The sequence below is a fragment of the Sinorhizobium sp. FG01 genome (assembly GCF_002531875.1).
GTDB classification, from domain to species: Bacteria; Pseudomonadota; Alphaproteobacteria; order Rhizobiales; family Rhizobiaceae; genus Sinorhizobium; species Sinorhizobium fredii_C.
Genome location: NZ_NWTB01000011.1, coordinates 174,465 through 197,231 on the forward strand (window position 1 = coordinate 174,465; position 22,767 = coordinate 197,231).

Genomic DNA, 22,767 nt, shown 5'->3' on the forward strand with positions numbered 1-22,767 from the left:
AATTGAAGAAACAGAAATTTCTATGGCTTTCCGGCCACGTATTGTTTTGCTCGGTAGCCAATCTTTTTGAGCAAATATCTCCGGAGGATGATTGCGAACCACAGCGGCGCCGCCATTGCGCCGACCGCCGAACCTCCGTTAAATGCCCGCAGACATTTTCCGGGGAGTGCCAGGATGAAGACATCCGAACTGGCCGAGCGGCTGCTGGCGGTCATCGAAAACGACATACTCCCGCTGACGGAGAAGGGGGTGGCGGCCGGCAACAAGGTGTTCGGTGCGGCGATCCTGCGCAAGGCCGATTTCTCGCTCGTGCTGGCCGAGACCAACAACGAGACCGAAAATCCGCTGTGGCATGGCGAGGTCCATACGCTGAAGCGCTTCTACGAGATGGCGGAGAAGCCCGACACGCGCGAGCTCATCTTCCTGTCAACGCACGAGCCCTGCTCCATGTGCCTCTCCGCAATCACCTGGGCCGGCTTCGACAATTTCTACTACTTCTTCAGCCACGAGGATTCGCGCGACAGCTTCTCGATTCCGCACGACCTGAAGATCCTCAAGGAAGTCTTCCGGCTTGAACCGGGCGGCTACGCCCGGGAAAATGCCTTCTGGAAGTCGGCCTCGATCGCGGCCCTCATGCGGGATGTCGATCCAGAGACGACAAAGAGGCTCGCGGCACAGGATGCTCGGATCCGCGAGCGCTACAATCGCCTGTCGGCCGCCTATCAGGCGGACAAAGACAACAACGCCATACCGCTGAACTGAGTCCAATGGAACCTTCTCGCGATATTCAACGCCTCATCGACATCATGGCAGCACTTCGCGACCCGAAGACCGGCTGCCCGTGGGACATCGTCCAGACCTTCGAGACGATCAAGCCCTACACGATCGAGGAAGCCTACGAGGTCGCCGACGCGATCGAGCGCCGCGACATGGACGATCTTTGCGACGAGCTCGGAGACCTGCTGCTGCAGGTGGTCTATCACACGCAAATGGCGGAAGAGGTCGGCGACTTCTCCTTCGGCGACGTGGTGGAAGCCGTCACCCGCAAGATGATCCGCCGCCATCCGCATGTCTTTGCACGGTCGGATGCCGATACGCCAGAGGCGGTCAAGCTGCAATGGGACGAGATCAAACAGGCCGAGAAGGCGGATCGGCGCGCGCGCCGGATGCGGCGCGGCCTGCCGCTGGAAGAGAAGTCCGGCCATCTCGGTTCAGTGCAGCGCAGCTTTCCGGCACTCGTTGAGGCGCTCAAGCTTCAGGAGCGCGCAGCCAAGGTGGGTTTCGACTGGTCGGAGCCGGCACCGATTCTCGACAAGGTCGAGGAGGAAATCGGCGAGCTGCGCCAGGCGCTGAAGGATGGCGACCGACGAAAGATTGCGGACGAACTCGGCGACCTGATCTTCGCACTGGTCAACATCGGCCGCCATATTGGTACCGATCCGGAAATGGCGCTGCGCGGCACGAACACGAAATTCCGGCGCCGGTTCAGCCATATCGAGCAGGAACTGCATGCCGGCGGCGAGACGCTGGATGCCGCATCGCTGGAGCGGATGGAAGAACTCTGGCAGGCGGCAAAGGCGATTGAGAGGCAATTGACGTAGCGGCATGCCGTTACGTCAAGCTTTCCAATCTTCCGCAACTGGCTTGGGCCCGTTTCCCAGCCGTCTTTCAAGCTCGGCCGCCTCGGACTCTGTCAAGCGCAGGTCAAGGCTGATCCTTCCGTCTTCGAGATCGTCGCGGCCATCGACGATCGCGTGCTCATAGATCCAGGGCAAGAGCTGCAACTGGTCCAATCCCAAGGCGACAGTGCACTCGGTCAGCACGCCTGAAAGACGACGGCCGATTTCAGCGAGCAGATCGTCGACACCTTCGCCGGTGATCGCCGAAACGGCGACGGTGTTGTCGGTGCCCGCCGCTTTGTTCACCAGTGCCTCGCGCACCTCCGGCTCGAGCCTGTCGATCTTGTTCCAGACCTCGACGATGCGCTCGGAGCCTTCCTTCTCGTCGATGCCGAGATCGGCCAGGATACGCAGCACATCGCCTGCCTGCGCTTGATTGTCCGGGTCCGAGAGATCGCGGACATGCAGAATGAGGTCTGCCTCGAGTACTTCTTCCAACGTCGCGCGGAAGGCGGCGACGAGGTGCGTCGGCAGGTCCGAGATGAAACCGACGGTATCGGACAGAATGACCATTCGGCCATGCGGCAGCTTCAGCCGCCGCAGCGTCGGATCTAGCGTCGCAAAGAGCATGTCTTCGGCCAGCACGCCCGCGCCGGTCATCCGGTTGAAGAGCGTCGACTTGCCTGCATTGGTGTAGCCGACCAGCGCCACGATCGGGTGCGGTACCTTCTTGCGCTTCGAACGATGCAACTGACGCGTCCGGCGCACCTGCTCCAGCTCGCGCTCCAGCCGCACGATCCTTTCCTGCAGCAGCCGACGGTCGGCTTCGATCTGCGTTTCGCCCGGACCGCCCATGAAGCCCGCGCCCCCGCGCTGGCGCTCAAGGTGGGTCCAGCTTCGAACCAGCCTGCCCTTCTGGTAGTTCAGATGGGCGAGATCGACCTGAAGCGTGCCCTCCTTGGTGGAGGCGCGCCGGCCAAAAATTTCGAGAATGAGCCCGGTCCGGTCGATGACCTTGGCGTTCCATTCCTTCTCGAGATTGCGCTGCTGCACCGGCGTCAGCGGGTGATCGACGATAACGAGGCCCGCATCCTTCTCGTTGAGGATATGGCCGATCTCCTCGATCTTGCCGCTGCCGAGCAGGGTGCCGGGCTTCGGTTGCGCCACGGGAACGATCGTGCCGTGCACGACATCGAGATCGATGGCGAGCGCAAGCCCCGTGGCCTCTTCAAGCCGGCTCTCGTCCGAGCGCGTGCTGACCGCTGCCACATCAGCGGCCGGCTTGCCCGTCTTCTTCAAGACCGGCACGACGACGACGGCGCGCATGTCGTCGCGGCGCTTCTCAAGCTCCGGTATGATCGACGACGGCGATTTCGAATTGCGTTTGGTAATGGTCCTCAGGTCCCGTCAGGATGCCACTTCCTCATTCTCGAACATCTGCAGAGGCTGGCCCGGCATGATGGTCGAGATGGCGTGCTTGTAGACGAGTTGAGAATGGCCGTCACGGCGCAACAGGACGCAGAAATTGTCAAAAGATGTCACAACACCCGTCAGTTTCACGCCATTGATAAGGAAAATGGTCAAGGAAATTTTTTGCTTGCGAACCGTATTAAGAAAAAGATCCTGCAAGTTTTGAGAACGTTCCGCCATCGCGCCGCTTCTTTCTTATTTGCCGGCTTTGGCGCCGGTGCATTTTGTCAAATTTGCGATCAGACGTGTCACAGAAGCCTTCCCCCGACACCTCTTGAAGTTTGGTATCAAATCGCCGTCTTTTCCGCAACGTCGAAAAAGGCTTCACGAATATTCTGTGCTATGCTTCCCGGATGGCCGTTGCCGATCGGCTTTCCATCGATCGATACGACCGGAAAGCAGATGCTCGTGGCAGCGGTGACGAACACTTCCCGTGCGGCAAGCATTTCCTCGACAGAGAAGGCCTTCTCCTCGATCTTCAGGCCGAGCGGCTTTGCCACGTCCATCAGTGTCGTACGCGTGATGCCGCGCAGGATGCCGTGCTCGGCCGGGCGCGTGCGCAGCGTCCCCTCGCCGTCGACGATCCAGACATTCGTCGCCGCCCCTTCCTTGACCGTGCCGTCCGCGTCGACGAAAATCGCCTCTTGCGCGCCGACTTCCTTCGCCCTTTGGCGAGCGAGGACGTTCGGAAGCAGGCCGACCGTCTTGATGTCCACCCGGTCCCAGCGGTTTTCCGGCACCGTAATCGCGGCAATGCCTTCGGCATTCTTCCTGGCGATCGCGGCGGCATCGGTGCGCTTAGCCGTGACGACGACAGAGGGTGGCGTGCCCTTGGCCGGGAACACATGATCGCGCCGGGCGACGCCCCGCGTCACCTGAAGATAGAAGAGCCCGTTGAGGACGCGGTTGCGCCGCAGCACCTCGCGAATGACCTGGATCAGCGCAGCCCGGCTCATCGGCCAGTCCATCCTGAGTTCACTCAGCGACCGGTCGAGGCGGTCGAGGTGACGGCTGAGATCGACAATGAAGCCGTGCCGCACCTCGCAGACCTCGTAGACGCCATCGGCAAACTGGAAGCCGCGGTCCTCCACATGGATCGCGGCTTCGGAATGCGGGACATAGGCGCCGTTCACATAGGCGGTTCTTGGCATGGAGCTTCGCGGCCTCAGACGCCCAGCGACTTCAGCTTGCGATGCAGCGCCGAGCGCTCCATGCCGACGAATTCCGCCGTGCGGGAGATGTTTCCGCCGAAGCGGTTGATCTGGGCGATCAGATAATCCCGTTCGAACATTTCGCGCGCCTCGCGCAGCGGCAGGGTCATGATGTGCTGGTCGCCCTTGGCGGAAATCTTCGGCAGCGTGTCGCCCACCTCGTTCGGCAGCATGTCGGCACTGATCGGCGTATCCGGGCCGTCGCTGCGGGCGAGGATCATCAGGCGTTCGATGTTGTTGCGCAACTGGCGGATATTGCCCGGCCAGTCATGCGCCTGGAGCACGGCAAGCGCATCCTCGCCGATCTTGCGCGGCCGGATGCCGGCATGTTCGCTCACCTGGCGCATGAACATGTCGACAAGGAAAGGAATATCCTCGCGCCGCTCGGCGAGCGCCGGAACGCGGACGGGAATAACGGCAAGCCGGTGATAAAGGTCCTCCCGGAAGAGGCCCTCGGCGATCATGTTCTCAAGATTGTAGGCGGTCGAGGAAATGATACGCACGTCCACCTTGACGCGTTTCGAGCCGCCGACGCGCTCGAACTGCTGATCGACGAGCACGCGCAGGATCTTGTTCTGCGTCTCGCGCGGCATTTCGCCGACCTCGTCGAGATAGAGGATGCCGCCATGGGCCTCCTCGAGCGCGCCGGTGCGACGCGGCTGACCCGCGGTGCCCTCGGTGCCGAAAAGCGCGATTTCCATGCGGTCCGGCGTGATCGCGGCCGCATTCAAGGCGACGAAAGGACCGGTGGAACGCGTCGACTTGCGATGGATCATGCGCGCCACCAGTTCCTTGCCGGAACCGGAGGGTCCTTGGATCATGATGCGGCTGTTGGTCGGGGCGACCTTCTCGATCGTCTGGCGCAGCTGCGACACCGCGACCGAAGTGCCGATGAGCTCCACCGGATCGCCCGACCGCTTCTTGAGTTCCGACACTTCGCGCTTGAGCTTGGAATTCTCGAGCGCCCGCTCGGCAATCAGGATCAGCCGATCGGCCTTGAACGGCTTCTCGATGAAGTCGTAAGCGCCGCGCTTGATCGCGGAAACAGCCGTCTCGATGTTGCCGTGGCCGGAAATCATCACCACCGGCAGGTCCGGATGACGGCTCTTGATCTCGTCCAGCAGCGCCAGCCCGTCCAGCCGGCTGCCTTGCATCCAGATGTCCAGGAAGATGAGCCGCGGCACGCGGTCGTTGATCGCCGCAAGCGCGCTGTCGCTGTCGAAGGCCGTCCGCGTCTCGTGGCCTTCGTCCGACAGGATGCCCGAGACGATCTCGCGGATATCTTCCTCATCATCCACAACCAGAATATCAGCCGCCATTGGTATTACCCTTATCCTTCACAGTCTCATCGCCCCCGGTTTCGCCGGCGGGCGGCAGGATCACGCGGATCATCGCCCCGACACCGCCGTCGAAATCCGCCGGTGCATCGTGCAATTCCAATTGTCCGCCGTGGTCCTCGATGATTTTCTTGACGATAGCGAGACCCAGCCCCGTGCCTTTCTCTCGCATCGTCATGTATGGCTCCAAAATCCGGTGCCGGTTTTCGGTGGGGAGCCCCTTGCCGTTGTCGACAACGTCGACGACGAAGCGCCCGGTCGCGTCGTCGCGACGGGAGCGAACCAAGATCGTCGGCGCACCGCGCGCCGCCTCGGCCGGGACCGCCTCGATCGCCTCAACCGCATTCTTGACGACATTGCCAAAGGCCTGGCCGAGCATGCGCCCGTCGAACTGGCCCTCGAGCGCCTCGTCGCCGAAGTCGCGGATGAAGGTGATGTGGTTGTTGCCCATTTCGCGCAGGAAGACGGCGTCCTTGAGGATCGAGCGCAGGTCCGACTTTTCCTTCGTCGGTTTCGGCATGCGCGCGAAGGCTGAGAACTCGTCGACCATCCGGCCGATGTCTTCCACCTGGCGCACGATCGTATCGGTGCACTGGTCGAATACGGCCTTGTCCTGCTGGTCGATCTGCCTGCCGTAGCGCCGTTTGAGGCGTTCGGCGGAAAGCTGGATGGGCGTCAGCGGATTCTTGATCTCATGGGCGATACGCCGTGCCACGTCCGCCCAGGCGGTCGAGCGCTGGGCAATGACCAGATCGGTGATGTCGTCGATCGTGATGACGTAGGAGCCTTGCGAGCCCTCGCCCTCTTCCCGGGTCACCTGAACGTTCAGCGTGCGCTCGGTTCCGCCGCGCATGATGTTGATTTGTTTACGGTAGTCGTTGCGATAGCGGCTTTCCGCCTCGACCAGCACCTCCTCGATCTCCGGCGCCACCTCGCGAAGGCTGGCGCCGAGCAGTCCCGGAGCCGATTTCCGCAGGAATTCCTCCGACGAGGGATTGGCGATCGTGATGCGCCGGTCCCGGCCGACGCCGATCACGGCCGCGGTGACGCCGGAAAGCACGGCCTCGATGAAGCGGCGGCGCTGATCGACCTCGTCCTTGGCGACCAGGATCTGGTCCTGCTGCGTCCGGATCTCGCTGACCATCTTGTTGAAGGTGCGCGAGAGATTGCCGACGTCGCCGTCGACGGCACGCACCGGCACGACCACGTCGAGATTGCCGGAGGCGACGCTGTCGGCCGCGCCGATCAGTTGCCGAATCGGCCGGACGATGCGGTCGGCAACGGCTATTGCCGTCCAGATCGCCGCCAGAAGCACGATCAGCGCGAAGCCGATGTAAAGGACACCGAAGGCGATCTGCAACGAGGTGCGTCCCGCCTCAAGCGCCTTGTACTCGGCGGTGTTCTCCTCCATCAGCCGCATGGAGCGCATGACTTCGGGATCGACGTTGCGAAGCGTATAGAGGTAGATGCCGGGGAAATTCTCCAGCGGAACGACCGCTCCGACGAGATTGGTGACGCCGGGGGGGATAAGCGTCGGCTGGCCCGCGACGGTGCTCTTCAACGCGTCCTGCGGGATGGCAGGCAAGGGCCGTTCGGTCGAGATATTGGCCTGGAGGATGGCGCTGCCGTCGGCGCGAACGAGGAAGGCGCCGAGCATGCCGCGCCCCCTCGCCTGACGCGTCATCAGTTCGGTGAAGCCGGTGCGGTCGAGGGCGTAAAGCTGCCGGTTGCGCTCGAGGTCGTTGGCCATCGAGACCGTCTGGCCTTGAAGGTAGCTGGCATTCTCCAGGACATAGGCCTGGGCGACGTTCAGCGAGGAGCGCACGATCGCCTGGGTGCGCAGCGAGAACCAGCGGTCGAGGCCGACATCGAGGGTGATGCTGGCGAAAATCGCGACGAGGATGGCCGGCGTGATCGCGACGATCGAAAACAGAGCAACGATGCGCACATGCAGCCGCGCCGCCGCCCTCCCCTTGCTGCGGGCGCGAAGCAGCCTGATGATCTCGCGGGCGATCAGATAGATCAGGCCGACGACGAAGACGCCGTTGACGCCGGCGCAGGCAATGACGATGTTCCGTTCCGGCCTGACGGGGGTGAGGCCGAGAAGGACGAGCAGGGACAGGGTGGCGCAGACCAGAGCCCCGGTGGCCAGCATCAGGCCCGGGAACGCGAAGGAGGCCCGCCGATCCTGGGCAGCCGCAACACCCTCCTCCGTGCCCAATGGCAAGGCCATGCCATCCACCATAAAAAACTTCCCCCAAAACCGGCGCCCCGAAGACACCGGCACCCGCCTGCAATCCGGACCAGGATATTGAATGCCCTAGCCCGGACGGACGACGGCACATGCCGCGTCACGCGAGCCGCCATTGCCCGAGTCAGATCGAATCGGCCGCCCCGTGAGCCTTCAAGCAACGCATTGTGGCGAAAATGCAACGGTGTTGCAAAGCAGTCAAGCGGTGCGTGAGCTCCGATAGACGGAGACGCCCAGTTCGCGGATCTTCTTGCGCAGCGTGTTTCGGTTGAGTCCGAGGAGATCGGCTGCCTTGATCTGGTTGCCGCGTGTCGCCGTCAGGGCCGCGAGGATCAAGGGATACTCCATTTCCGCAAGCACCCGGTCGTAAAGGCCCGTCGGCGGCAACGCCTCGCCGAAGCTTGCGAAATACTGCCGCATGTTCTCCTCGACCGCCTGCGAGATCGACATCGAGCCGGGACGCGCGACGGCCTTGTCGATCGGGCTGTCCGGCACCTCCGATCGCAGCTCGTTTTCGATGATCTCGCGGGTGATCACATCCTGTGGATAAAGTGCGGTGAGGCGCCGCACGAGGTTCTCGAGCTCGCGAACGTTGCCGGGCCAGGGATGCGCCTTCATCAGTTCCAGCGCTTCCTGGTCGAAGCGCTTGACGTCGAGCCCCTCCTTTTCGGCCTGCTGGACGAAATGCCGAACGAGATCGGGAATATCCTCGGCACGATCGCGAAGCGGCGGCAGACGCAGCGGCACGACGTTCAGGCGATAGTAGAGGTCCTCGCGGAAAAGACCCTGGTTGATCGACTGCTTCAGGTCCTTGTTCGTCGCCGCGACGATGCGCACGTCGGAGCGGATCGGAGTGCGCCCGCCGACGGTCGTGTATTCGCCCTGCTGCAGCACGCGCAGCAGCCGCGTCTGCGCATCCATCGGCATGTCGCCGATTTCGTCGAGGAAAAGCGTACCGCCCTCGGCCTGTTCGAAGCGGCCGGTGGAGCGCGTCTGGGCGCCGGTGAACGCCCCTTTTTCATGACCGAACAGTTCCGATTCGATGAGGTCGCGGGGGATCGCGGCCATATTGATGGCGACGAAGGGCCCGTTCCTGCGCTTGCCGTAATCGTGCAGGGCGCGCGCGACCAGCTCCTTTCCGGTTCCCGATTCGCCAGTAATCATCAGCGTCAGATCGGTCTGCATCAGCCGGGCAAGGACGCGGTAGATTTCCTGCATGGCGGCGGAGCGGCCGACGAGCGGCATGCCGTCCTGCGAATCGTCATCCAGCTTGGAGGGGCGGCGTTTCGGCTCGGCCAGCGCCCGGCCGATGATGCCGATCAGCTCGGTCAGGTCGAAGGGTTTCGGCAGATAATCATAGGCGCCCTTCTCCGACGCCTTGATGGCGGTCATGAACGTGTTCTGCGCACTCATCACCAGAACCGGCAGGTCGGGTCGCGCCTTCTTGATCCGCGGCAGGAGATCGAAGGCATTCTCGTCCGGCATCACCACGTCGGTAACCACCAGGTCGCCGTCGCCGGCGGCGATCCAGCGCCAGAGCGTCGCGGCGTTGGAGGTGATGCGCACGTCGTATCCGGCACGGCTGAGCGCCTGGTTGAGCACGGTGCGAATGGCTGCGTCGTCATCCGCGACGAGGATCGTGGCGCCGGTCATGCAATGCTTCCTTTTGTAGTCGGAGTTACGTCATCCGCCGCCCGTCCCTTGGAGGCCGGCATCAGGACGCGAAAGGTCGTGCGGCTGTGCTGGCTGTCGCATTCGACGATGCCGCCATGGCCGCCGATGATCTTGGCCACCAGCGCCAGCCCGAGACCGGAGCCGTTCGTCTTCGTCGTGATGAACGGATCGAAGAGATGCGGCAGCAGGTCCGAGGGCACGCCCGGTCCGTTGTCGTGGACACAGAACTCCAGCGGCAGCGAGATCTTTTCCCGCGTTCCCGCCACCGAGAGCCGGATGCCGGGCCGATAGGCCGTCGTGAGCATGATTTCGCCTTCCGGCCGGTCGCCGATCGCCTCCGCGGCGTTCTTGACCAGGTTGAGGAACACCTGGACGAGCTGGTCGCGGTTGGCATAGACGGGCGGGAGCGATGGGTCGTAGTTTTCGGAGATCTTGATGGCGCGGGCAAAGCCCGCCTTGGCGATCGCCTTCACGTGGTCGAGCACCGAGTGGATGTTGAGCGGCACGCGATCGACCGGGCGCTCGTCAGAAAACACCTCCATGCGGTCGACAAGCGAGACGATGCGGTCGGTCTCGTCGCAGATCAGCCGCGTCAGCGCCCGGTCTTCGTCGTTCACAGAGGTTTCAAGGAGCTGCGCCGCGCCCCTGATGCCGGACAGCGGGTTCTTGATCTCATGGGCGAGCATCGAGGCAAGCCCCGTGACGGAGCGCGCGGCTGCCCGATGGGTCAGCTGCCGATCGATCTTGTCGGCCATCGAGCGCTCCTGGAAGACGATGACCACGGATCCCGGCTGCGACAGCACCGGCGCCACGTAAAGATCGACGAGCTTGTCGGCGCCAAGCCGCGGCGAGCTCAGGTCCACCCGGTACTCGTTGACCGGAGCGCGCCTTTCGCGCACCTGGTCGATCAGCGTCAGAAGCGGGCTGCCGAAGGGAATGAAGGCGCTGATATCGTGGCGGGCGAGATGGTTGGCGCTCGCCCCGAAGAAGGACTCCGCCTCCCAATTGGCGAAGGCGACATGGCCGTTTTCGTCGACGAGAATGACCGGGTTCTGTATGGCGTTCAGCACCGCCATCGAGAGGTCGTTCGCGGCCTCTGCCGGTTCCGGGACCATTGCCTTTTCGGTCATGCCGCAATCTCTCCCCTCGCCGGCTCCAAGCCGGAGCAAGCAATCGCGGCCGCGACCCGATCGCTCACAAGTTTCACATCCTTCGCCGTCAGGATTTCGGCCTTTTGCGCTGCCGGAAGCTCCGGCGCGAAACGCTCGAGATACCAGCCGACATGCTTGCGAGCATGACGAAGACCGATCTCCGCCCCGTAGAAGTCGAGCATCATCGCGTAGTGCTCGACAAACGTTTCCGCTATTCGCGTGGCATGCGGTTCATCTGCGGCACCGGCCAGCACGCCCGCATGCCACGGCCGGCCCTGGCAGGAGCGGCCGACCATGACGGCGTCGGCACCGGAGCGGCGCAGGATTTCCGTGGCATCGGCGATCGTATCGACATCGCCATTGGCGATCAGCGGCACGGAAATCGCCTCGCGAACCGCGCGGATCGCATTCCAATCCGCCCTGCCGGTATAGAATTGCATGCGGGTGCGGCCATGAATGGTGATCGCCTGGACGCCCGCCGCCTCGGCCCGGCGGGCGATCAGCGGCGCGTTAATCGAATTCTCGTCCCAGCCGAGCCGCATCTTCAGCGTTACCGGCACGCGGACGGCCTTGACGGTCGCCTCGATCAGCGACAAGGCATGGTCCGGATCGCGCATCAGTGCCGAACCGGAATAGCCGCCGGTGACCTTCTTGGCCGGACACCCCATATTGATGTCGACGATGTCGGCACCGTTGGCCTCGACAATCTTGGCGGCCTCCGCCATCCAGTGGGCCTCGCGCCCGGCCAACTGGACAATGTGGGGCTCAATGCCGGAATTCTTCAGTCGCGCCCAGGACTCGGCCGCATTGGCGACCAGTTCACGGCTTGCCACCATTTCGGTTACGACGAAACCGGCACCGAAGCGCCAGGCGAGCATACGAAAGGGCAAATCCGTCACCCCTGACATCGGAGCGAGCGCCACCCGATTGCGGATTTCAATTTTCCCGATCCGGAGTGACGATGACAGGGCCGGCAGTGGCAAATGCATATCTTTCGGGCACATGAATATCTTGCACTATTTTTAGACAGTATTGTTCGACTTGCCAAGCGATTTCCACACGCCCGACAAAATTCCTCGAAGCGCGTCGGCGCACTTCAAATCCGCATTTTCAGGCATGCCGATCACCTGAAAACCGCCGCACAGTCGGACTGCAGGGGACAGATGGCTGGCAATCACAGGACCTTCGCGGTACATGACGGCGTAGATTGGCGAATTGCGGGACCCCATACAGAAGATGCAGCCGGAAGAACAGTTCTCCTGTGGTGTTGTTGTCGTCGCGGCCGGCCGCGGCGAGCGCGCCGGTCAATCGGCGGAGGGACCAAAGCAGTATCGCAGGATCGGCAATCGCCCCGTTATCGCCCATACACTTGACGTTTTCGCGACATGGCCGAGCACCGGGCCGATGGTCGTCGTTATCCACCCCGACGATGAGGCGCTTCTCGCCGCGGCGCTCGGGCGCATGGGCGACTCGCTGGCCGTGTCGGTGGTTCACGGCGGCGCGACGCGTCAGCTCTCGGTTCTCGCCGGCCTCGAGGCGCTCGCCAAGGCCGGAGTCAAGCACGCAATGATCCACGACGCCGTGCGCCCATTCATCGACCATGCCCTGCTCGACCGCTGCCGGGCGGCGCTCGAAGGCGGCGCCGAGGCGGTCGTTCCGGCAGTTGCCGTCGCCGATACGCTGAAACGGGCGACCGGCGGCCGCGTCGAGGAGACGGTGCCGCGGACCGGCCTCTACGCGGCGCAAACGCCGCAATGTTTCCGTCTCGAGGCGATCCTCGCCGCCCATCGCGCCGCAAGCGCCAGCGGCCGCAGCGATTTTACCGACGACGCATCTATTGCGGAATGGGCCGGCATCCCGGTGGTCCTCGTCGAGGGAGCGCCGGATAATGTCAAGCTCACGCTTCAAAGGGATATATCGATGGCCGATGAACGGCTGAACCGGCATGCAATTCCCGACGTCCGCACCGGCAACGGCTACGACGTGCACCAGCTCGTCGAGGGCGACGGCGTCACGCTTTGCGGCGTGTTCATTCCGCATGACCGCAAGCTCTCCGGTCATTCCGACGCGGATGTCGCCTTGCACGCCTTGACCGACGCGCTGCTCGCCACCTGCGGCGCCGGCGACATCGGCGACCACTTCCCGCCTTCGGATCCGCAGTGGAAGGGTGCCCCCTCGCGTATCTTCCTGGAGCACGCCGCCCGGATCGTGCGCGAGCACGGCGGAGTGATCACAAACGCGGACGTTTCGCTGATCGCGGAAGCCCCGAAGGTCGGCCCCCACCGCCAGCAGATGCGCGAAAACCTTGCCGCCATGCTCGGCATCGCGCTCGACCGCTGCTCGGTGAAGGCGACGACCAACGAGAAGCTCGGCTTCGTCGGACGCCGGGAGGGTATCGCCGCAATCGCCACCGTAACGGTCGTCTATGTGCCGGAGAACAAAGCCTGATGTGGCCGGTCGACATCGAACAGGCGGCGCGCGCCATTATTGCCGATTTCACCGCGCGCGGGCTGAAGATCGCCACCGCCGAATCCTGCACAGGCGGATTAATCGCCGCGGCGCTGACCGAGATTGCCGGCTCGTCCGCCGTCGTCGACCGCGGCTTCGTCACCTATTCCAACGAGGCGAAAATCGACATGCTCGGCGTCGACGCAGCGACGCTCGCGGCCAACGGGGCGGTCTCTCACGAAACGGCTGCGGAAATGGTCCGCGGCGCCATCGCCCACTCCCGCGCCGATCTCGCGGTGGCGGTGACGGGCATTGCAGGCCCAAGCGGCGGCTCGGCGGAGAAGCCTGTCGGGCTCGTTCACCTCGCGGCTGCAACGCGGTCGGGCAATATCCTCCACCGAGAGATGCGCTACGGTGCGATCGGCCGCAATGCGGTGCGGCTCGCAACGGTGAAGACGGCGCTCGATCTCCTCAGGGAGATCGCTCAGGAGCCGTAGATCGCGTCGGCGCGTTTCTCGAAGGCCTCCGAGAACATTCGGAAGGCGCGATCGAACATCGAGCCCATCAGGGCGCCGAGAATGCGGCTCTTGAACTCGTAGTCGATATAGAAGTGGACGATCGACTCTCTCTCGTTCACCGGTTCGAAGCGCCAGACATTGTCGAGATACTTGAACGGTCCCTCGATGTAATTGACGTCGATCAGCCGCTCGGCCGGCTTCAGCAGAACCTGCGTCGTAAACGTCTCGCGGATGGCCTTGTAGCCCACCGTCATGTCGGCCAGCAGCAACGTCTTGCCGTCGCGCTCCTTGCGCGATCGCACGCTCAGCGCCTCGCAGAGCGGCAGGAATTCCGGATAGCGCTCGACATCGGCGACGAGGTTGAACATCTGTTCCGCCGAGTGCTTGACGACGTGGTTGGTTTCGAAATGCGGCATAGTTTGGAGTTAAGGCCGAGCCGAGAGAAGATCAAGGAGTTGGCGCATTTGTGCCCGGCTTCTTATCTGGAGAACGGGCACTGCGTGCTCACGGAGCCCGGCTTCGACCATGGGGGCAAATTTGCCTTCGAAGGTCCAGATGTAGCGAACGAATTCCAAGCTCAATCGCTCGGGGCAGCCGTCGGCCATTTCCGGCCGCGCCTGGCCTCGCCATTTCAACCAGCGGCGCACCGCCCCCCACAGACAAAGCAGGCGCGGCATACGCACCCAAAGAACGACCTCCGTGCGCGGCATCCTTAGATCGAAGCTCGAAGGGTTTGTTCCGTCCATGATCCATCGCGGCTGATCGACCTTGGCGGCGATCATTGCCCGCTGTTCCGCGCGTGGGCGCGAGTTCCAGCCGGGCAGCCAGAAGAATTCGCGGTCCATGGAGATGAAGGGTAGATCGAAGCGGGTGGAAAGCCACCGCGCGAGAGTGGTTTTGCCGCCGCCGGAGCAGCCGATCACGAGAATCCGCTTCGCCTGCGCGAGATGGCCCGCTGCCTCGGCAATATCTGTCAGATCCTGTGCCATGCCGTCTCCACAAAAGGAAAGCCGCGACATCGGAACGCCGCGGCTATTGATCCCGTATCGGCGGCCGGCGAAGAGCTACTCCGCCCCGAGCTTCTTCTCGCGCGCCGCCTTCAGCCGTGCGAAATCGTCGCCGGCATGGTGCGAGGAGCGGGTCAGCGGGCTCGACGCAACCATCAGGAAGCCCTTGGTATAGGCGACCGTCTCGTAGGACTTGAACTCCTCGGGGGTGACGAACTTCTCGACCTTGTGATGCTTGCGGGTCGGCTGCAGGTACTGGCCGATCGTCAGGAAATCGACGTCGGCGGTGCGCAGGTCGTCCATCAGTTGCAGCACCTCGTTCCGCTCCTCGCCGAGACCGACCATGATGCCGGACTTGGTGAACATCGTCGGATCGAGTTCCTTCACCCGCTGCAGGAGACGGATCGAATGGAAGTAGCGGGCGCCCGGGCGCACCGTGAGGTAGTTGCCCGGCACGGTCTCGAGATTGTGGTTGAAGACGTCGGGCTTGGCGGCGACCACCCGCTCCAGCGCACCTGGCTTCTTGAGGAAGTCGGGCGTCAGGATTTCGATCGTCGTCGTGGGCGAGGCCTCGCGGATCGCAAAGATCACCTTCTCGAAATGCTCGGCGCCGCCGTCCTCCAGGTCGTCACGGTCGACCGAGGTGATGACGACATGGCTCAAGCCCATCTGCTTGACGGCCTTGGCGACGTTGGCGGGCTCTTCGAGGTCGAGGGCGTTCGGCTTGCCGGTCGCCACGTTGCAGAAGGCGCAGGCGCGCGTGCAGATCTCGCCCATGATCATGAAGGTGGCGTGCTTCTTGTCCCAACATTCGCCGATGTTCGGGCAGCCGGCCTCCTCGCAGACGGTGACGAGCTTGTTGCTCTTCACGATCGAGCGGGTCTCCTGGTAACCCTTCGAGGTCGGCGCCTTCACGCGAATCCAGTCCGGCTTGCGCAGCACTTCCGTATCCGGGCGGTGCGCCTTTTCCGGATGGCGAATGCGCTGAGCCCGATCCGAGACCGCGTCGAAAACCGTTACCATGTTTCTTCCTTCGTCTTATCGAGCATGCGGCCAGAAGCCGTCGGCGATTTCGATCTATATAAACAGCCGGACATGAAAAGTCAGGCCACCATTTGCATGGCAGCCCGACCGCGATTGAATGGCGAATGGACTTCTATCCTCGAACGGCGCGGCCCGCGGCGATCAGCAGGCAGGCGCCGATGAAGCCGACGACCAGATAGGCGATCCAGCCCGTATAGGCCATGCCGAATGCCGCCAGGATGAAGTTCAAGACGACCGCGCCGATGATGCCGAGGATGATGTTCATGAACAGGCCCATCTGGCTGTTCATGAATTTCTCCGCCAGCCAGCCGGCCAGCCCACCGATGATGATCGCTGCCAAAATGCCCACGCCATTGACGCTCATGACGACCTCCGCGCACTGAAGATGCTACGCAATCAATGCGTGAGCATACCGCAAGTTCCGAACGGTCGCACGTCATCAGGCGTTCAGGACTTTTCCGTAGGCGTCGAGCACGCTTTCCTTCATCATTTCGGAGAGCGTCGGATGCGGGAAGATCGTGTGCATCAGCTCTTCCTCGGTCGTCTCCAGATTCATGGCAACGACGAAGCCCTGGATGAGCTCGGTGACTTCCGCGCCCACCATGTGCGCGCCGAGGAGCTCGCCGGTCTTCTTGTCGAAGATCGTCTTGATCAGGCCCTGGTCTTCGCCAAGCGCTATCGCCTTGCCGTTGGCGCCGAAGCTGTAGCGGCCGACGCGAATGTCGCGGCCGAGCTCCTTCGCCCTCGCCTCGGTGAGGCCGACGGAAGCGACCTGCGGGTCGCAATAGGTGCAGCCCGGGACCTTGCCCTTGTCAAGCGCATGGACGCCCGGGACGCCGGCGATCTTCTCGACGCAGATGACGCCCTCATGCTCGGCCTTGTGCGCCAGCATCGGCGGACCGGCAACATCGCCGATCGCATAAATGCCGGGGACATTCGTCTTGCCATAACCGTCGGTGACGATGCAGCCGCGGCTGGTCTCGATGCGCAGCGCCTCGAGGCCGAGGTTCTCGATGTTGCCCTGAACGCCGACGGCCGAGATCAGACGGTCCGCCTTGATCGGCGTGACCTTGCCGTCCTTCGTCTCGACATGGGCCGTGACATCGTTGGCGCCCTTTTCGACCTTCGTCACCTTGGCGTCGGTGAAGATCTTCATGCCGCGCTTTTCGAGCTGCTTGCGGGCAAAGGCGGAAATCTCGGCATCCTCGACCGGCATGACCTGCGGCAGGAGTTCGACGACCGTGACGTCGACGCCCATGGAAAGGTAGAAGCTGGCAAATTCGATGCCAATCGCGCCGGAGCCCATGACCACCATGGTTTTCGGCAGCTCCTCGGGCTTCATCGCCTCGAAATAGGTCCAGATCAGCTTGCCGTCCGGCTCGATGCCGGGCAGCGCCCGCGGCCGGGCGCCGGTCGCGATGATGATGTGCTTCGCCGTATAGGTGCCCTCGCCCTTGACACCCTTCGGCACCGGGTTCTGCGGCTGGACGGCCGGCTTCGACGGCGCGCCGACGACGATCTCGCCGGGCTTCGTCAGCTTCGCCTCGCCCCAGATCACGTCGATCTTGTTCTTCTTCATGAGGAAGGCGACGCCGCCGTTCAGCCGCGCCGAGACGCCGCGCGATCGGGCCACGACATCCTTGACGTTGGCGGTGATCTTGCCTTCGAGCGTCAGGCCGTAGTTCTTGGCGTGGTTGGCATGGTCGAGGATCTCGGCGGAGCGCAGCAGCGCCTTGGTGGGGATGCAGCCCCAGTTGAGGCAGATGCCGCCCAGGTGCTCGCGTTCGACGATCGCCGTCTTCAAGCCCAGCTGCGCCGAGCGGATGGCGGTGACATAGCCGCCCGGGCCCGAACCGATAACGATGACGTCGTAATTCTCAGCCATGTGTTTCCTACCTTTGTTTCAAGCGACCTTGCGGGTGAAGAGCACCCAATCATGTTTCCTGCTGTCTTCGAAAGGCGGCACGGCTTCGCCGCGCGCCCTCTCTTCGAAGCCGTTCACCCTGTAGAGCGACTGCGCCTTGTCGTTGTGGCCCTCGGTGATCAGGCTTACAGGCGCTTTGCCAGCTCGGCGAAATTCGTTCTCGAGCAGCGCCCGGCCGATCCCCTTTCCGCGATGCGCCCTGTAGACGCCAAGGCTGTCGACAAACCAGTGACCGACCACCTCTCTCTGCAGCGCCAGCAAGGGCGCAAGGACAGGATGCTTCGGCTCGATCTCTGCAATCGACGCGTCGATAGCGTAGGAGACCGAAGCGCCGACGATCTCGTCTCCGAGGACCGCAACGACCGCATCGCTCCACGTTCCCAAACCCTCGTCCTGCCGGAGCCGGTTTCGGCCGTGTTCGAAGGCCGTCTCCGCCGACCGGGCCAGGACACCGCCGTACCACAGCCACGAAGCAAAGCCATGCGAGGCGATATCGACGAGGATCGCCAGTTCCGCCGCCTCGCTTCGCATAGCGGGCCTGAGGGTTGCGCCAGCCGCCATCGTCAAAGCCCGAGCAACATCCGGACGACCGGCTCCACGCCGCGGCCGATCGCACGGGTATTCTCGGCGTCGAGATGAACCCCATCGAGCGGCGTCGTCCGAGCGACCGAGCCGGCGTCGAAGAAGCCGCAATCGAGTTCGTCGGCGAGATCGCGATAGAGCGAGGCCAGCATCGCCGACTGCTCGACGCCGCCGGCAAACATCGCCGCGAAGTCGCTGTCGGCGGTTTCGCAAAGCGGTGGCGGCGAGACGATCAGGATATCCGGGCCCTCCTCCGTCTCCGTCGGCCAGTCATGCTTGCGAACCAGATTGACCAGGCGCTCGACACCCTTGACGGCGCCGAAGGCGGTGCCGTGAATGATTGGCTTCATGTCGTTCGAACCGAGCATGAAGACGACAAGATCGAGCGGTGCGTGGCTGTGCAGCACGGTCGGAAGGACACGCGCGCCGTTACGGTCGCAATCGGCGAGATGATCGTCATAGGCTGTGGTGCGGCCGTTCAGCCCCTCGGCGATGACGTTGACGCCGGAACCCAGCGCCTTCTGCAGCACGCTCGGCCAACGATCCTCCAGCGCATGCCGACCCGGACCCTCCGCATCATAGCCCCAGGTCAGACTGTCACCATAGCAAAGGACTGTCTTCATCTGCCTACTCGCATGTGATGCATGTCGCCCAAAAGTGTGCAGCGGTTGAGGCAATGACACGCACAAGACGTCAGGAAAGGAAGGACCGGCGGAAGCGCCGGTCCGGATCGCATCAGACGAGCATGCCCATCGGGTTTTCGATGTAGCGCTTGAAGGCGCCGAGCAGTTCGGCACCAAGAGCGCCATCGACGCAGCGATGGTCGGTCGAGAGCGTGACGGTCATCATGTTGGCGACGACCATCTCCTTGTTCTTGACGATCACCCGCTCCTCGCCGGCGCCGACCGCGAGGATCGTCGCGTGCGGCGGGTTGACGACGGCTGCGAAGTCCTTGACGCCCATCATGCCCATGTTGGAGACGGCGGTCGTACCGCCCTGATATTCTTCCGGCTTCAGCTTGCGCTCTTTCGCGCGCTTGCCGAGATCCTTCATCTCGTTGGAGATGGCCGAAAGGCTCTTCAACTCTGCCTGGCGGACGATCGGCGTAATCAGGCCGCCCGGAATGGACACGGCAACGCCCACATCGGCGTGCTTGTGCTTGACCATGTTCGTATCGGTCCAGGAAACGTTCGCATCCGGAACGTCGCGCAGCGCCAGCGCCAGCGCCTTGATCACCATGTCGTTGACCGAGAGCTTGTAGACTGGCTTGCCATCCTTCTCCGGTGCTGCCGCGTTAAGCTGGGCACGCAGTGCCAAGAGAGCATCGAGCTGGCAATCGAGGGAAACGTAGAAGTGCGGGATCGTCTGCTTCGATTCCTGCAGGCGCTTGGCAATCGTCTTGCGCATGCCGTCATGCGGCACGAGCTCGTAGGAGCCCGGCTCGAAGAGCTTGAGGACGGCGTCTTCCGACATGCCCTTGGCAAGCGGTGCCGCGGCCGGCGCTTGCCCGGCTGCCGGCGCCGCGGCCGGCTTGGCGGTGCCGCCGGAAACTGCGGTTTCGACATCCTTCTTGACGACGCGGCCATAGGGACCGGAACCGGCAATGGCCGAGAGATCGATGCCCGCTTCCTTGGCGAGGCGGCGGGCGAGCGGCGACGAGAAGACGCGCTTTGCATCACCGGCCGCCGGTGCCGGCGCAGTCGATGCGGCCGGAGCCGCAGGCGCTGCGGCCGGTGCCGGTGCAGCGGCAGGTGCTGCCGGAGCCGGTGCTTCCGCCTTGGCGGCGGAGGCCGGCGCGGCCGCGCCATTACCGCCCTTGGCCGCCGTTGCGACATCCTCGCCGTCCGCGGCCAGAACCGCGATCAACGCATTGACCTTGACGCCTTCGGTGCCGGCCGGAACGACGATCTTGGCGACGGTGCCTTCATCGACGGCTTCGACTTCCATGGTCGCCTTGTCGGTCTCGATCTCGGCGATGACGTCGCCGGACTTGACCTTGTCGCCTTCCTTGACGAGCCACTTGGCGAGATTGCCTTCTTCCATCGTCGGAGAGAGGGCAGGCATTGTGATGTTGATTGGCATCGAACGTCCCTCTCTTATTTGTAGCAGACGGCTTTCACCGCATCGACGACCTCGGCGACGTTTGGCAGAGCAAGCTTCTCCAGGTTGGCCGCGTAAGGCATCGGCACGTCCTTGCCGGCGATCGTCAGGATTGGCGCATCGAGATAGTCGAACGCCTGCTGCATGACGCGGGTGGCGATCTCGGTGCCGACGGAGGACTGCGGGTAGCCTTCCTCGACGGTGACGAGGCGACCGGTCTTCTTGACCGATTCGATGACCGTCGGCAGGTCCATCGGGCGGATGGTCCGAAGGTCGATGACTTCGACATCGATGCCCAGCGCCTCGAGCTCGGCGGCGGCCTTGACCGCATAGGTCATGCCGATGCCGAAGGAGACGATCGTCGCATCCTTGCCGACGCGGTGAATGCGAGCCTTGCCGATCGGCAGAACGAAATCTTCGAGCTTCGGTACTTTGAAGGACTGGCCGTAGAGGATTTCGTTTTCGAGGAAGATCACCGGGTTCGGGTCGCGGATCGCGGCCTTGAGCAGGCCCTTCGCATCCGCCGCCGTATAGGGCATGACGACCTTCAGGCCCGGAATATGGCTGTACCAGGCGGCATAGCACTGCGAGTGCTGCGCGGCCACGCGGGCTGCCGCACCGCTCGGGCCGCGGAAGACGATCGGCGCGCCCATCTGGCCGCCGGACATGTAGAGCGTCTTGGCGGCCGAGTTGATGATGTGGTCAATCGCCTGCATGGCGAAGTTGAAGGTCATAAACTCGACGATCGGACGCAGGCCGGTCATCGCCGCACCGACGCCGATGCCGGCAAAACCATGTTCGGTGATCGGCGTATCGACGACCCGGCGGGGGCCGAATTCCTGCAGCAACCCTTGCGTGATCTTGTAGGCGCCCTGGTATTCGGCAACCTCCTCGCCCATGACGAAGACGTCGTCATTGGCGCGCATTTCCTCCGCCATTGCATCGCGCAGCGCTTCGCGGACGGTGATCGTCACCATCTCGGTGCCGGCCGGAATGGCGGGATCGGACGGGACTTCCGCCTTCGGCTGGGCCGCTACGGGCGCCGCGGCCGGCGCCGGAGCTTCTGCCGCTGCCGGCTTCGGCGCTTCCGTCTTGCCGCTGGCAATATCGCCGGCGCCCTCGCCGTCCTGAAGCAGCACGGCGATCGGCGTATTGACCTTTACGCCTTCGGTGCCGGCGGCGATCAAGAGCTTGCCGATCGTGCCTTCGTCGACGGCTTCGACTTCCATCGTCGCCTTGTCGGTTTCGATCTCGGCGATGACGTCACCGGAGGCAACCTTGTCGCCCTCGTTCTTCAGCCACTTGGAGAGCGTGCCTTCCTCCATCGTCGGGGAAAGGGCAGGCATAAGAATTTCTACTGGCATATTCGTCCCTCCCCGGATCAAAGCAGGATGTCGGTATAGAGCTCGGACACATCCGGCTCCGGATCAGACTGGGCAAAATCCGCGCTGTCCGCAACGATGTCGCGAACCTCCTTGTCGATCTGCTTCAGTTCGTCCTCGCTCGCCCAGCCCTTTTCGACAAGGCGGGCCTTCACCTGCTCGATCGGATCATGCTCCGAGCGCATCTTCTGCACTTCGTCCTTCGAGCGGTATTTCGCCGGGTCGGACATGGAGTGGCCGCGGTAGCGGTAGGTCAGCATTTCGAGGATGATCGGCCCCTTGCCGGAGCGGCAATGTTCGACAGCGTCGTCGGCTGCCGCCTTGACCGCGCGCACGTCCATGCCGTCGACCTGATAGCCCGGGATGCCGAAGGAAGCGCCGCGCTGCGAGAAATCGGTCTGTGCCGAGGCGCGCGACACGGAGGTGCCCATCGCATAGCGATTGTTCTCGACGATGTAGATCACCGGCAGCTTCCAGAGCGCTGCCATGTTGAAGCTTTCGTAGACCTGGCCCTGGTTGGCGGCGCCGTCACCGAAATAGGCGAGGCTGACATTGTCGTTGCCGCGATACCGATTGGCGAAGGCAAGGCCGGTGCCGAGCGATACCTGCGCGCCGACGATGCCGTGGCCGCCGTAGAAGTGCTTCTCCTTGGAGAACATGTGCATCGAGCCGCCCTTCCCCTTGGAAAGACCGCCGCGGCGACCGGTAAGCTCGGCCATCACGCCGCGGGCGCTCATGCCGCAGGCGAGCATATGGCCGTGATCGCGGTAACCGGTGATGACCTGGTCGCCCTCTTTCAGCGCCAGCTGCATGCCGACGACGACGGCTTCCTGGCCGATATAAAGGTGACAGAAGCCGCCGATGAAGCCCATGCCGTAAAGCTGGCCGGCCTTCTCCTCGAAACGCCGGATCAGCAGCATTTCGCGATAGGCCTTCAGTTCATCTTCCTTGGAGAATTCGGCGATCGTGCCGCTGGTGAAGTCCTTCTTGGCCGGCTTGGCGGCGGCCTTGCGGCTGGAGACGGACGCGGTTTTTCGCGGAGCCATTCA

Annotated in this window: 22 protein-coding genes; 4 read left to right on the top strand and 18 right to left on the bottom strand. The window is 63.3% G+C overall.

All coding sequences use genetic code 11. The features are described from left to right. Nucleotides 1-174 precede the first annotated feature (174 nt). Nucleotides 175-762: a nucleoside deaminase gene (locus CO656_RS19805; RefSeq protein ID WP_037423089.1), complete on the top strand. Its 588-nt coding sequence runs from the start codon at nucleotides 175-177 to the stop codon at nucleotides 760-762. Between the two features lie 5 nt (nucleotides 763-767). Then, nucleotides 768-1,601 (top strand): nucleoside triphosphate pyrophosphohydrolase, encoded by an 834-nt coding sequence (gene mazG, locus CO656_RS19810; RefSeq protein ID WP_097526842.1) that lies wholly within the window; start codon nucleotides 768-770, stop codon nucleotides 1,599-1,601. A gap of 15 nt (nucleotides 1,602-1,616) precedes the next feature. Here the strand turns inward: mazG and hflX are convergent, their stop codons facing one another. The 8 genes from hflX to dusB all read right to left on the bottom strand — a co-directional run bounded on the left by hflX (nucleotide 1,617) and on the right by dusB (nucleotide 11,717). Beyond that, a complete protein-coding gene (gene hflX / locus CO656_RS19815; protein WP_179864799.1) occupies nucleotides 1,617-2,945 on the bottom strand; it encodes a GTPase HflX in 1,329 nt (442 codons plus the stop codon). An 81-nt stretch (nucleotides 2,946-3,026) separates the two neighbouring features. Next, nucleotides 3,027-3,269, bottom strand: a complete 243-nt coding sequence (hfq, locus tag CO656_RS19820) for an RNA chaperone Hfq (protein ID WP_037423095.1) — start codon at nucleotides 3,267-3,269, stop codon at nucleotides 3,027-3,029. A 107-nt stretch (nucleotides 3,270-3,376) separates the two neighbouring features. Further along, nucleotides 3,377-4,240 carry a D-amino-acid transaminase gene (locus CO656_RS19825; protein ID WP_037423097.1) on the bottom strand — a complete coding sequence of 288 codons (864 nt, stop codon included), beginning with the start codon at nucleotides 4,238-4,240 and terminating at the stop codon, nucleotides 3,377-3,379. A 14-nt stretch (nucleotides 4,241-4,254) separates the two neighbouring features. Next, nucleotides 4,255-5,619: a two-component system response regulator NtrX gene (gene ntrX, locus CO656_RS19830; protein WP_037383220.1), complete on the bottom strand. Its 1,365-nt coding sequence runs from the start codon at nucleotides 5,617-5,619 to the stop codon at nucleotides 4,255-4,257. Then, nucleotides 5,609-7,882, bottom strand: coding sequence for a PAS domain-containing sensor histidine kinase (locus tag CO656_RS19835; protein WP_037423099.1), 2,274 nt, complete (start codon nucleotides 7,880-7,882; stop codon nucleotides 5,609-5,611). The genes ntrX and CO656_RS19835 overlap by 11 nt, the downstream gene beginning before the upstream one ends. A gap of 204 nt (nucleotides 7,883-8,086) precedes the next feature. Next, on the bottom strand, nucleotides 8,087-9,541 hold the full coding sequence (ntrC, locus tag CO656_RS19840) for a nitrogen regulation protein NR(I) (protein WP_097526844.1): 1,455 nt from the start codon (nucleotides 9,539-9,541) through the stop codon (nucleotides 8,087-8,089). After that, nucleotides 9,538-10,692 carry a nitrogen regulation protein NR(II) gene (locus CO656_RS19845; RefSeq protein WP_097526845.1) on the bottom strand — a complete coding sequence of 385 codons (1,155 nt, stop codon included), beginning with the start codon at nucleotides 10,690-10,692 and terminating at the stop codon, nucleotides 9,538-9,540. The genes ntrC and CO656_RS19845 overlap by 4 nt, the downstream gene beginning before the upstream one ends. Continuing rightward, on the bottom strand, nucleotides 10,689-11,717 hold the full coding sequence (dusB, locus tag CO656_RS19850; protein ID WP_097526846.1) for a tRNA dihydrouridine synthase DusB: 1,029 nt from the start codon (nucleotides 11,715-11,717) through the stop codon (nucleotides 10,689-10,691). Before dusB ends, CO656_RS19845 begins: the two co-directional genes overlap by 4 nt. Before the next feature lie 232 nt (nucleotides 11,718-11,949). Here dusB and CO656_RS19860 point away from each other — a divergent pair, with 232 nt between their 5' ends. Both CO656_RS19860 and CO656_RS19865 read left to right on the top strand, forming a co-directional pair. Further along, entirely contained in the window at nucleotides 11,950-13,161 is a 1,212-nt protein-coding gene (locus CO656_RS19860) for a bifunctional 2-C-methyl-D-erythritol 4-phosphate cytidylyltransferase/2-C-methyl-D-erythritol 2,4-cyclodiphosphate synthase (protein ID WP_097526848.1), read from the top strand. Continuing rightward, nucleotides 13,161-13,658, top strand: a complete 498-nt coding sequence (locus CO656_RS19865) for a CinA family protein (protein WP_097526849.1) — start codon at nucleotides 13,161-13,163, stop codon at nucleotides 13,656-13,658. Before CO656_RS19860 ends, CO656_RS19865 begins: the two co-directional genes overlap by 1 nt. Here CO656_RS19865 and CO656_RS19870 read toward each other — a convergent pair. The 10 genes from CO656_RS19870 to pdhA form a co-directional block, all read right to left on the bottom strand. After that, entirely contained in the window at nucleotides 13,646-14,095 is a 450-nt protein-coding gene (locus CO656_RS19870) for a type II toxin-antitoxin system RatA family toxin (RefSeq protein WP_097526850.1), read from the bottom strand. The two genes, CO656_RS19865 and CO656_RS19870, sit on opposite strands and share 13 nt — an antisense overlap. A 9-nt stretch (nucleotides 14,096-14,104) precedes the next feature. Then, complete coding sequence (locus CO656_RS19875; protein WP_097526851.1) at nucleotides 14,105-14,668, bottom strand: AAA family ATPase; 564 nt, start codon at nucleotides 14,666-14,668, stop codon at nucleotides 14,105-14,107. Nucleotides 14,669-14,743: 75 nt separating this feature from the next. Beyond that, entirely contained in the window at nucleotides 14,744-15,709 is a 966-nt protein-coding gene (lipA, locus tag CO656_RS19880) for a lipoyl synthase (protein ID WP_097526852.1), read from the bottom strand. 133 nt (nucleotides 15,710-15,842) lie between these two features. Beyond that, entirely contained in the window at nucleotides 15,843-16,094 is a 252-nt protein-coding gene (locus CO656_RS19885) for a GlsB/YeaQ/YmgE family stress response membrane protein (RefSeq protein WP_037383196.1), read from the bottom strand. A 75-nt stretch (nucleotides 16,095-16,169) separates the two neighbouring features. After that, nucleotides 16,170-17,615: a dihydrolipoyl dehydrogenase gene (gene lpdA, locus CO656_RS19890; RefSeq protein WP_037423130.1), complete on the bottom strand. Its 1,446-nt coding sequence runs from the start codon at nucleotides 17,613-17,615 to the stop codon at nucleotides 16,170-16,172. Nucleotides 17,616-17,633: 18 nt separating this feature from the next. Continuing rightward, the gene (locus tag CO656_RS19895) at nucleotides 17,634-18,215 is read right to left on the bottom strand and encodes a GNAT family N-acetyltransferase (protein WP_097526853.1); all 582 of its coding nucleotides are present in this window, start codon (nucleotides 18,213-18,215) and stop codon (nucleotides 17,634-17,636) included. A gap of 2 nt (nucleotides 18,216-18,217) precedes the next feature. After that, entirely contained in the window at nucleotides 18,218-18,859 is a 642-nt protein-coding gene (locus CO656_RS19900) for an SGNH/GDSL hydrolase family protein (protein ID WP_037423135.1), read from the bottom strand. A gap of 112 nt (nucleotides 18,860-18,971) precedes the next feature. Continuing rightward, nucleotides 18,972-20,318 carry a pyruvate dehydrogenase complex dihydrolipoamide acetyltransferase gene (locus CO656_RS19905; RefSeq protein ID WP_097526854.1) on the bottom strand — a complete coding sequence of 449 codons (1,347 nt, stop codon included), beginning with the start codon at nucleotides 20,316-20,318 and terminating at the stop codon, nucleotides 18,972-18,974. Nucleotides 20,319-20,332: 14 nt separating this feature from the next. Next, the gene (locus CO656_RS19910) at nucleotides 20,333-21,700 is read right to left on the bottom strand and encodes a pyruvate dehydrogenase complex E1 component subunit beta (protein ID WP_097526855.1); all 1,368 of its coding nucleotides are present in this window, start codon (nucleotides 21,698-21,700) and stop codon (nucleotides 20,333-20,335) included. Between the two features lie 17 nt (nucleotides 21,701-21,717). Continuing rightward, nucleotides 21,718-22,764, bottom strand: a complete 1,047-nt coding sequence (pdhA, locus tag CO656_RS19915; RefSeq protein ID WP_037423144.1) for a pyruvate dehydrogenase (acetyl-transferring) E1 component subunit alpha — start codon at nucleotides 22,762-22,764, stop codon at nucleotides 21,718-21,720. Nucleotides 22,765-22,767: the final 3 nt, after the last annotated feature.

Excerpts from the sequence above, each read along its gene's own strand:
- lpdA (WP_037423130.1), bottom strand. The coding sequence starts at position 17,615 with ATGGCTGAGAATTACGACGTCATCGTTATCGGTTCGGGCCCGGGCGGC.
- hflX (WP_179864799.1), bottom strand. The coding sequence starts at position 2,945 with ATGCGCGCCGTCGTCGTCGTGCCGGTCTTGAAGAAGACGGGCAAGCCG.
- CO656_RS19860 (WP_097526848.1), top strand. The coding sequence starts at position 11,950 with ATGCAGCCGGAAGAACAGTTCTCCTGTGGTGTTGTTGTCGTCGCGGCC.
- CO656_RS19895 (WP_097526853.1), bottom strand. The coding sequence starts at position 18,215 with ATGGCGGCTGGCGCAACCCTCAGGCCCGCTATGCGAAGCGAGGCGGCG.
- CO656_RS19805 (WP_037423089.1), top strand. The coding sequence starts at position 175 with ATGAAGACATCCGAACTGGCCGAGCGGCTGCTGGCGGTCATCGAAAAC.
- CO656_RS19875 (WP_097526851.1), bottom strand. The coding sequence starts at position 14,668 with ATGGCACAGGATCTGACAGATATTGCCGAGGCAGCGGGCCATCTCGCG.
- CO656_RS19910 (WP_097526855.1), bottom strand. The coding sequence starts at position 21,700 with ATGCCAGTAGAAATTCTTATGCCTGCCCTTTCCCCGACGATGGAGGAA.
- CO656_RS19870 (WP_097526850.1), bottom strand. The coding sequence starts at position 14,095 with ATGCCGCATTTCGAAACCAACCACGTCGTCAAGCACTCGGCGGAACAG.
- hfq (WP_037423095.1), bottom strand. The coding sequence starts at position 3,269 with ATGGCGGAACGTTCTCAAAACTTGCAGGATCTTTTTCTTAATACGGTT.
- CO656_RS19865 (WP_097526849.1), top strand. The coding sequence starts at position 13,161 with ATGTGGCCGGTCGACATCGAACAGGCGGCGCGCGCCATTATTGCCGAT.
- CO656_RS19845 (WP_097526845.1), bottom strand. The coding sequence starts at position 10,692 with ATGACCGAAAAGGCAATGGTCCCGGAACCGGCAGAGGCCGCGAACGAC.
- pdhA (WP_037423144.1), bottom strand. The coding sequence starts at position 22,764 with ATGGCTCCGCGAAAAACCGCGTCCGTCTCCAGCCGCAAGGCCGCCGCC.
- CO656_RS19825 (WP_037423097.1), bottom strand. The coding sequence starts at position 4,240 with ATGCCAAGAACCGCCTATGTGAACGGCGCCTATGTCCCGCATTCCGAA.
- CO656_RS19835 (WP_037423099.1), bottom strand. The coding sequence starts at position 7,882 with ATGGTGGATGGCATGGCCTTGCCATTGGGCACGGAGGAGGGTGTTGCG.
- CO656_RS19900 (WP_037423135.1), bottom strand. The coding sequence starts at position 18,859 with ATGAAGACAGTCCTTTGCTATGGTGACAGTCTGACCTGGGGCTATGAT.
- dusB (WP_097526846.1), bottom strand. The coding sequence starts at position 11,717 with ATGTGCCCGAAAGATATGCATTTGCCACTGCCGGCCCTGTCATCGTCA.
- mazG (WP_097526842.1), top strand. The coding sequence starts at position 768 with ATGGAACCTTCTCGCGATATTCAACGCCTCATCGACATCATGGCAGCA.
- lipA (WP_097526852.1), bottom strand. The coding sequence starts at position 15,709 with ATGGTAACGGTTTTCGACGCGGTCTCGGATCGGGCTCAGCGCATTCGC.
- ntrX (WP_037383220.1), bottom strand. The coding sequence starts at position 5,619 with ATGGCGGCTGATATTCTGGTTGTGGATGATGAGGAAGATATCCGCGAG.
- CO656_RS19905 (WP_097526854.1), bottom strand. The coding sequence starts at position 20,318 with ATGCCAATCAACATCACAATGCCTGCCCTCTCTCCGACGATGGAAGAA.
- CO656_RS19885 (WP_037383196.1), bottom strand. The coding sequence starts at position 16,094 with ATGAGCGTCAATGGCGTGGGCATTTTGGCAGCGATCATCATCGGTGGG.
- ntrC (WP_097526844.1), bottom strand. The coding sequence starts at position 9,541 with ATGACCGGCGCCACGATCCTCGTCGCGGATGACGACGCAGCCATTCGC.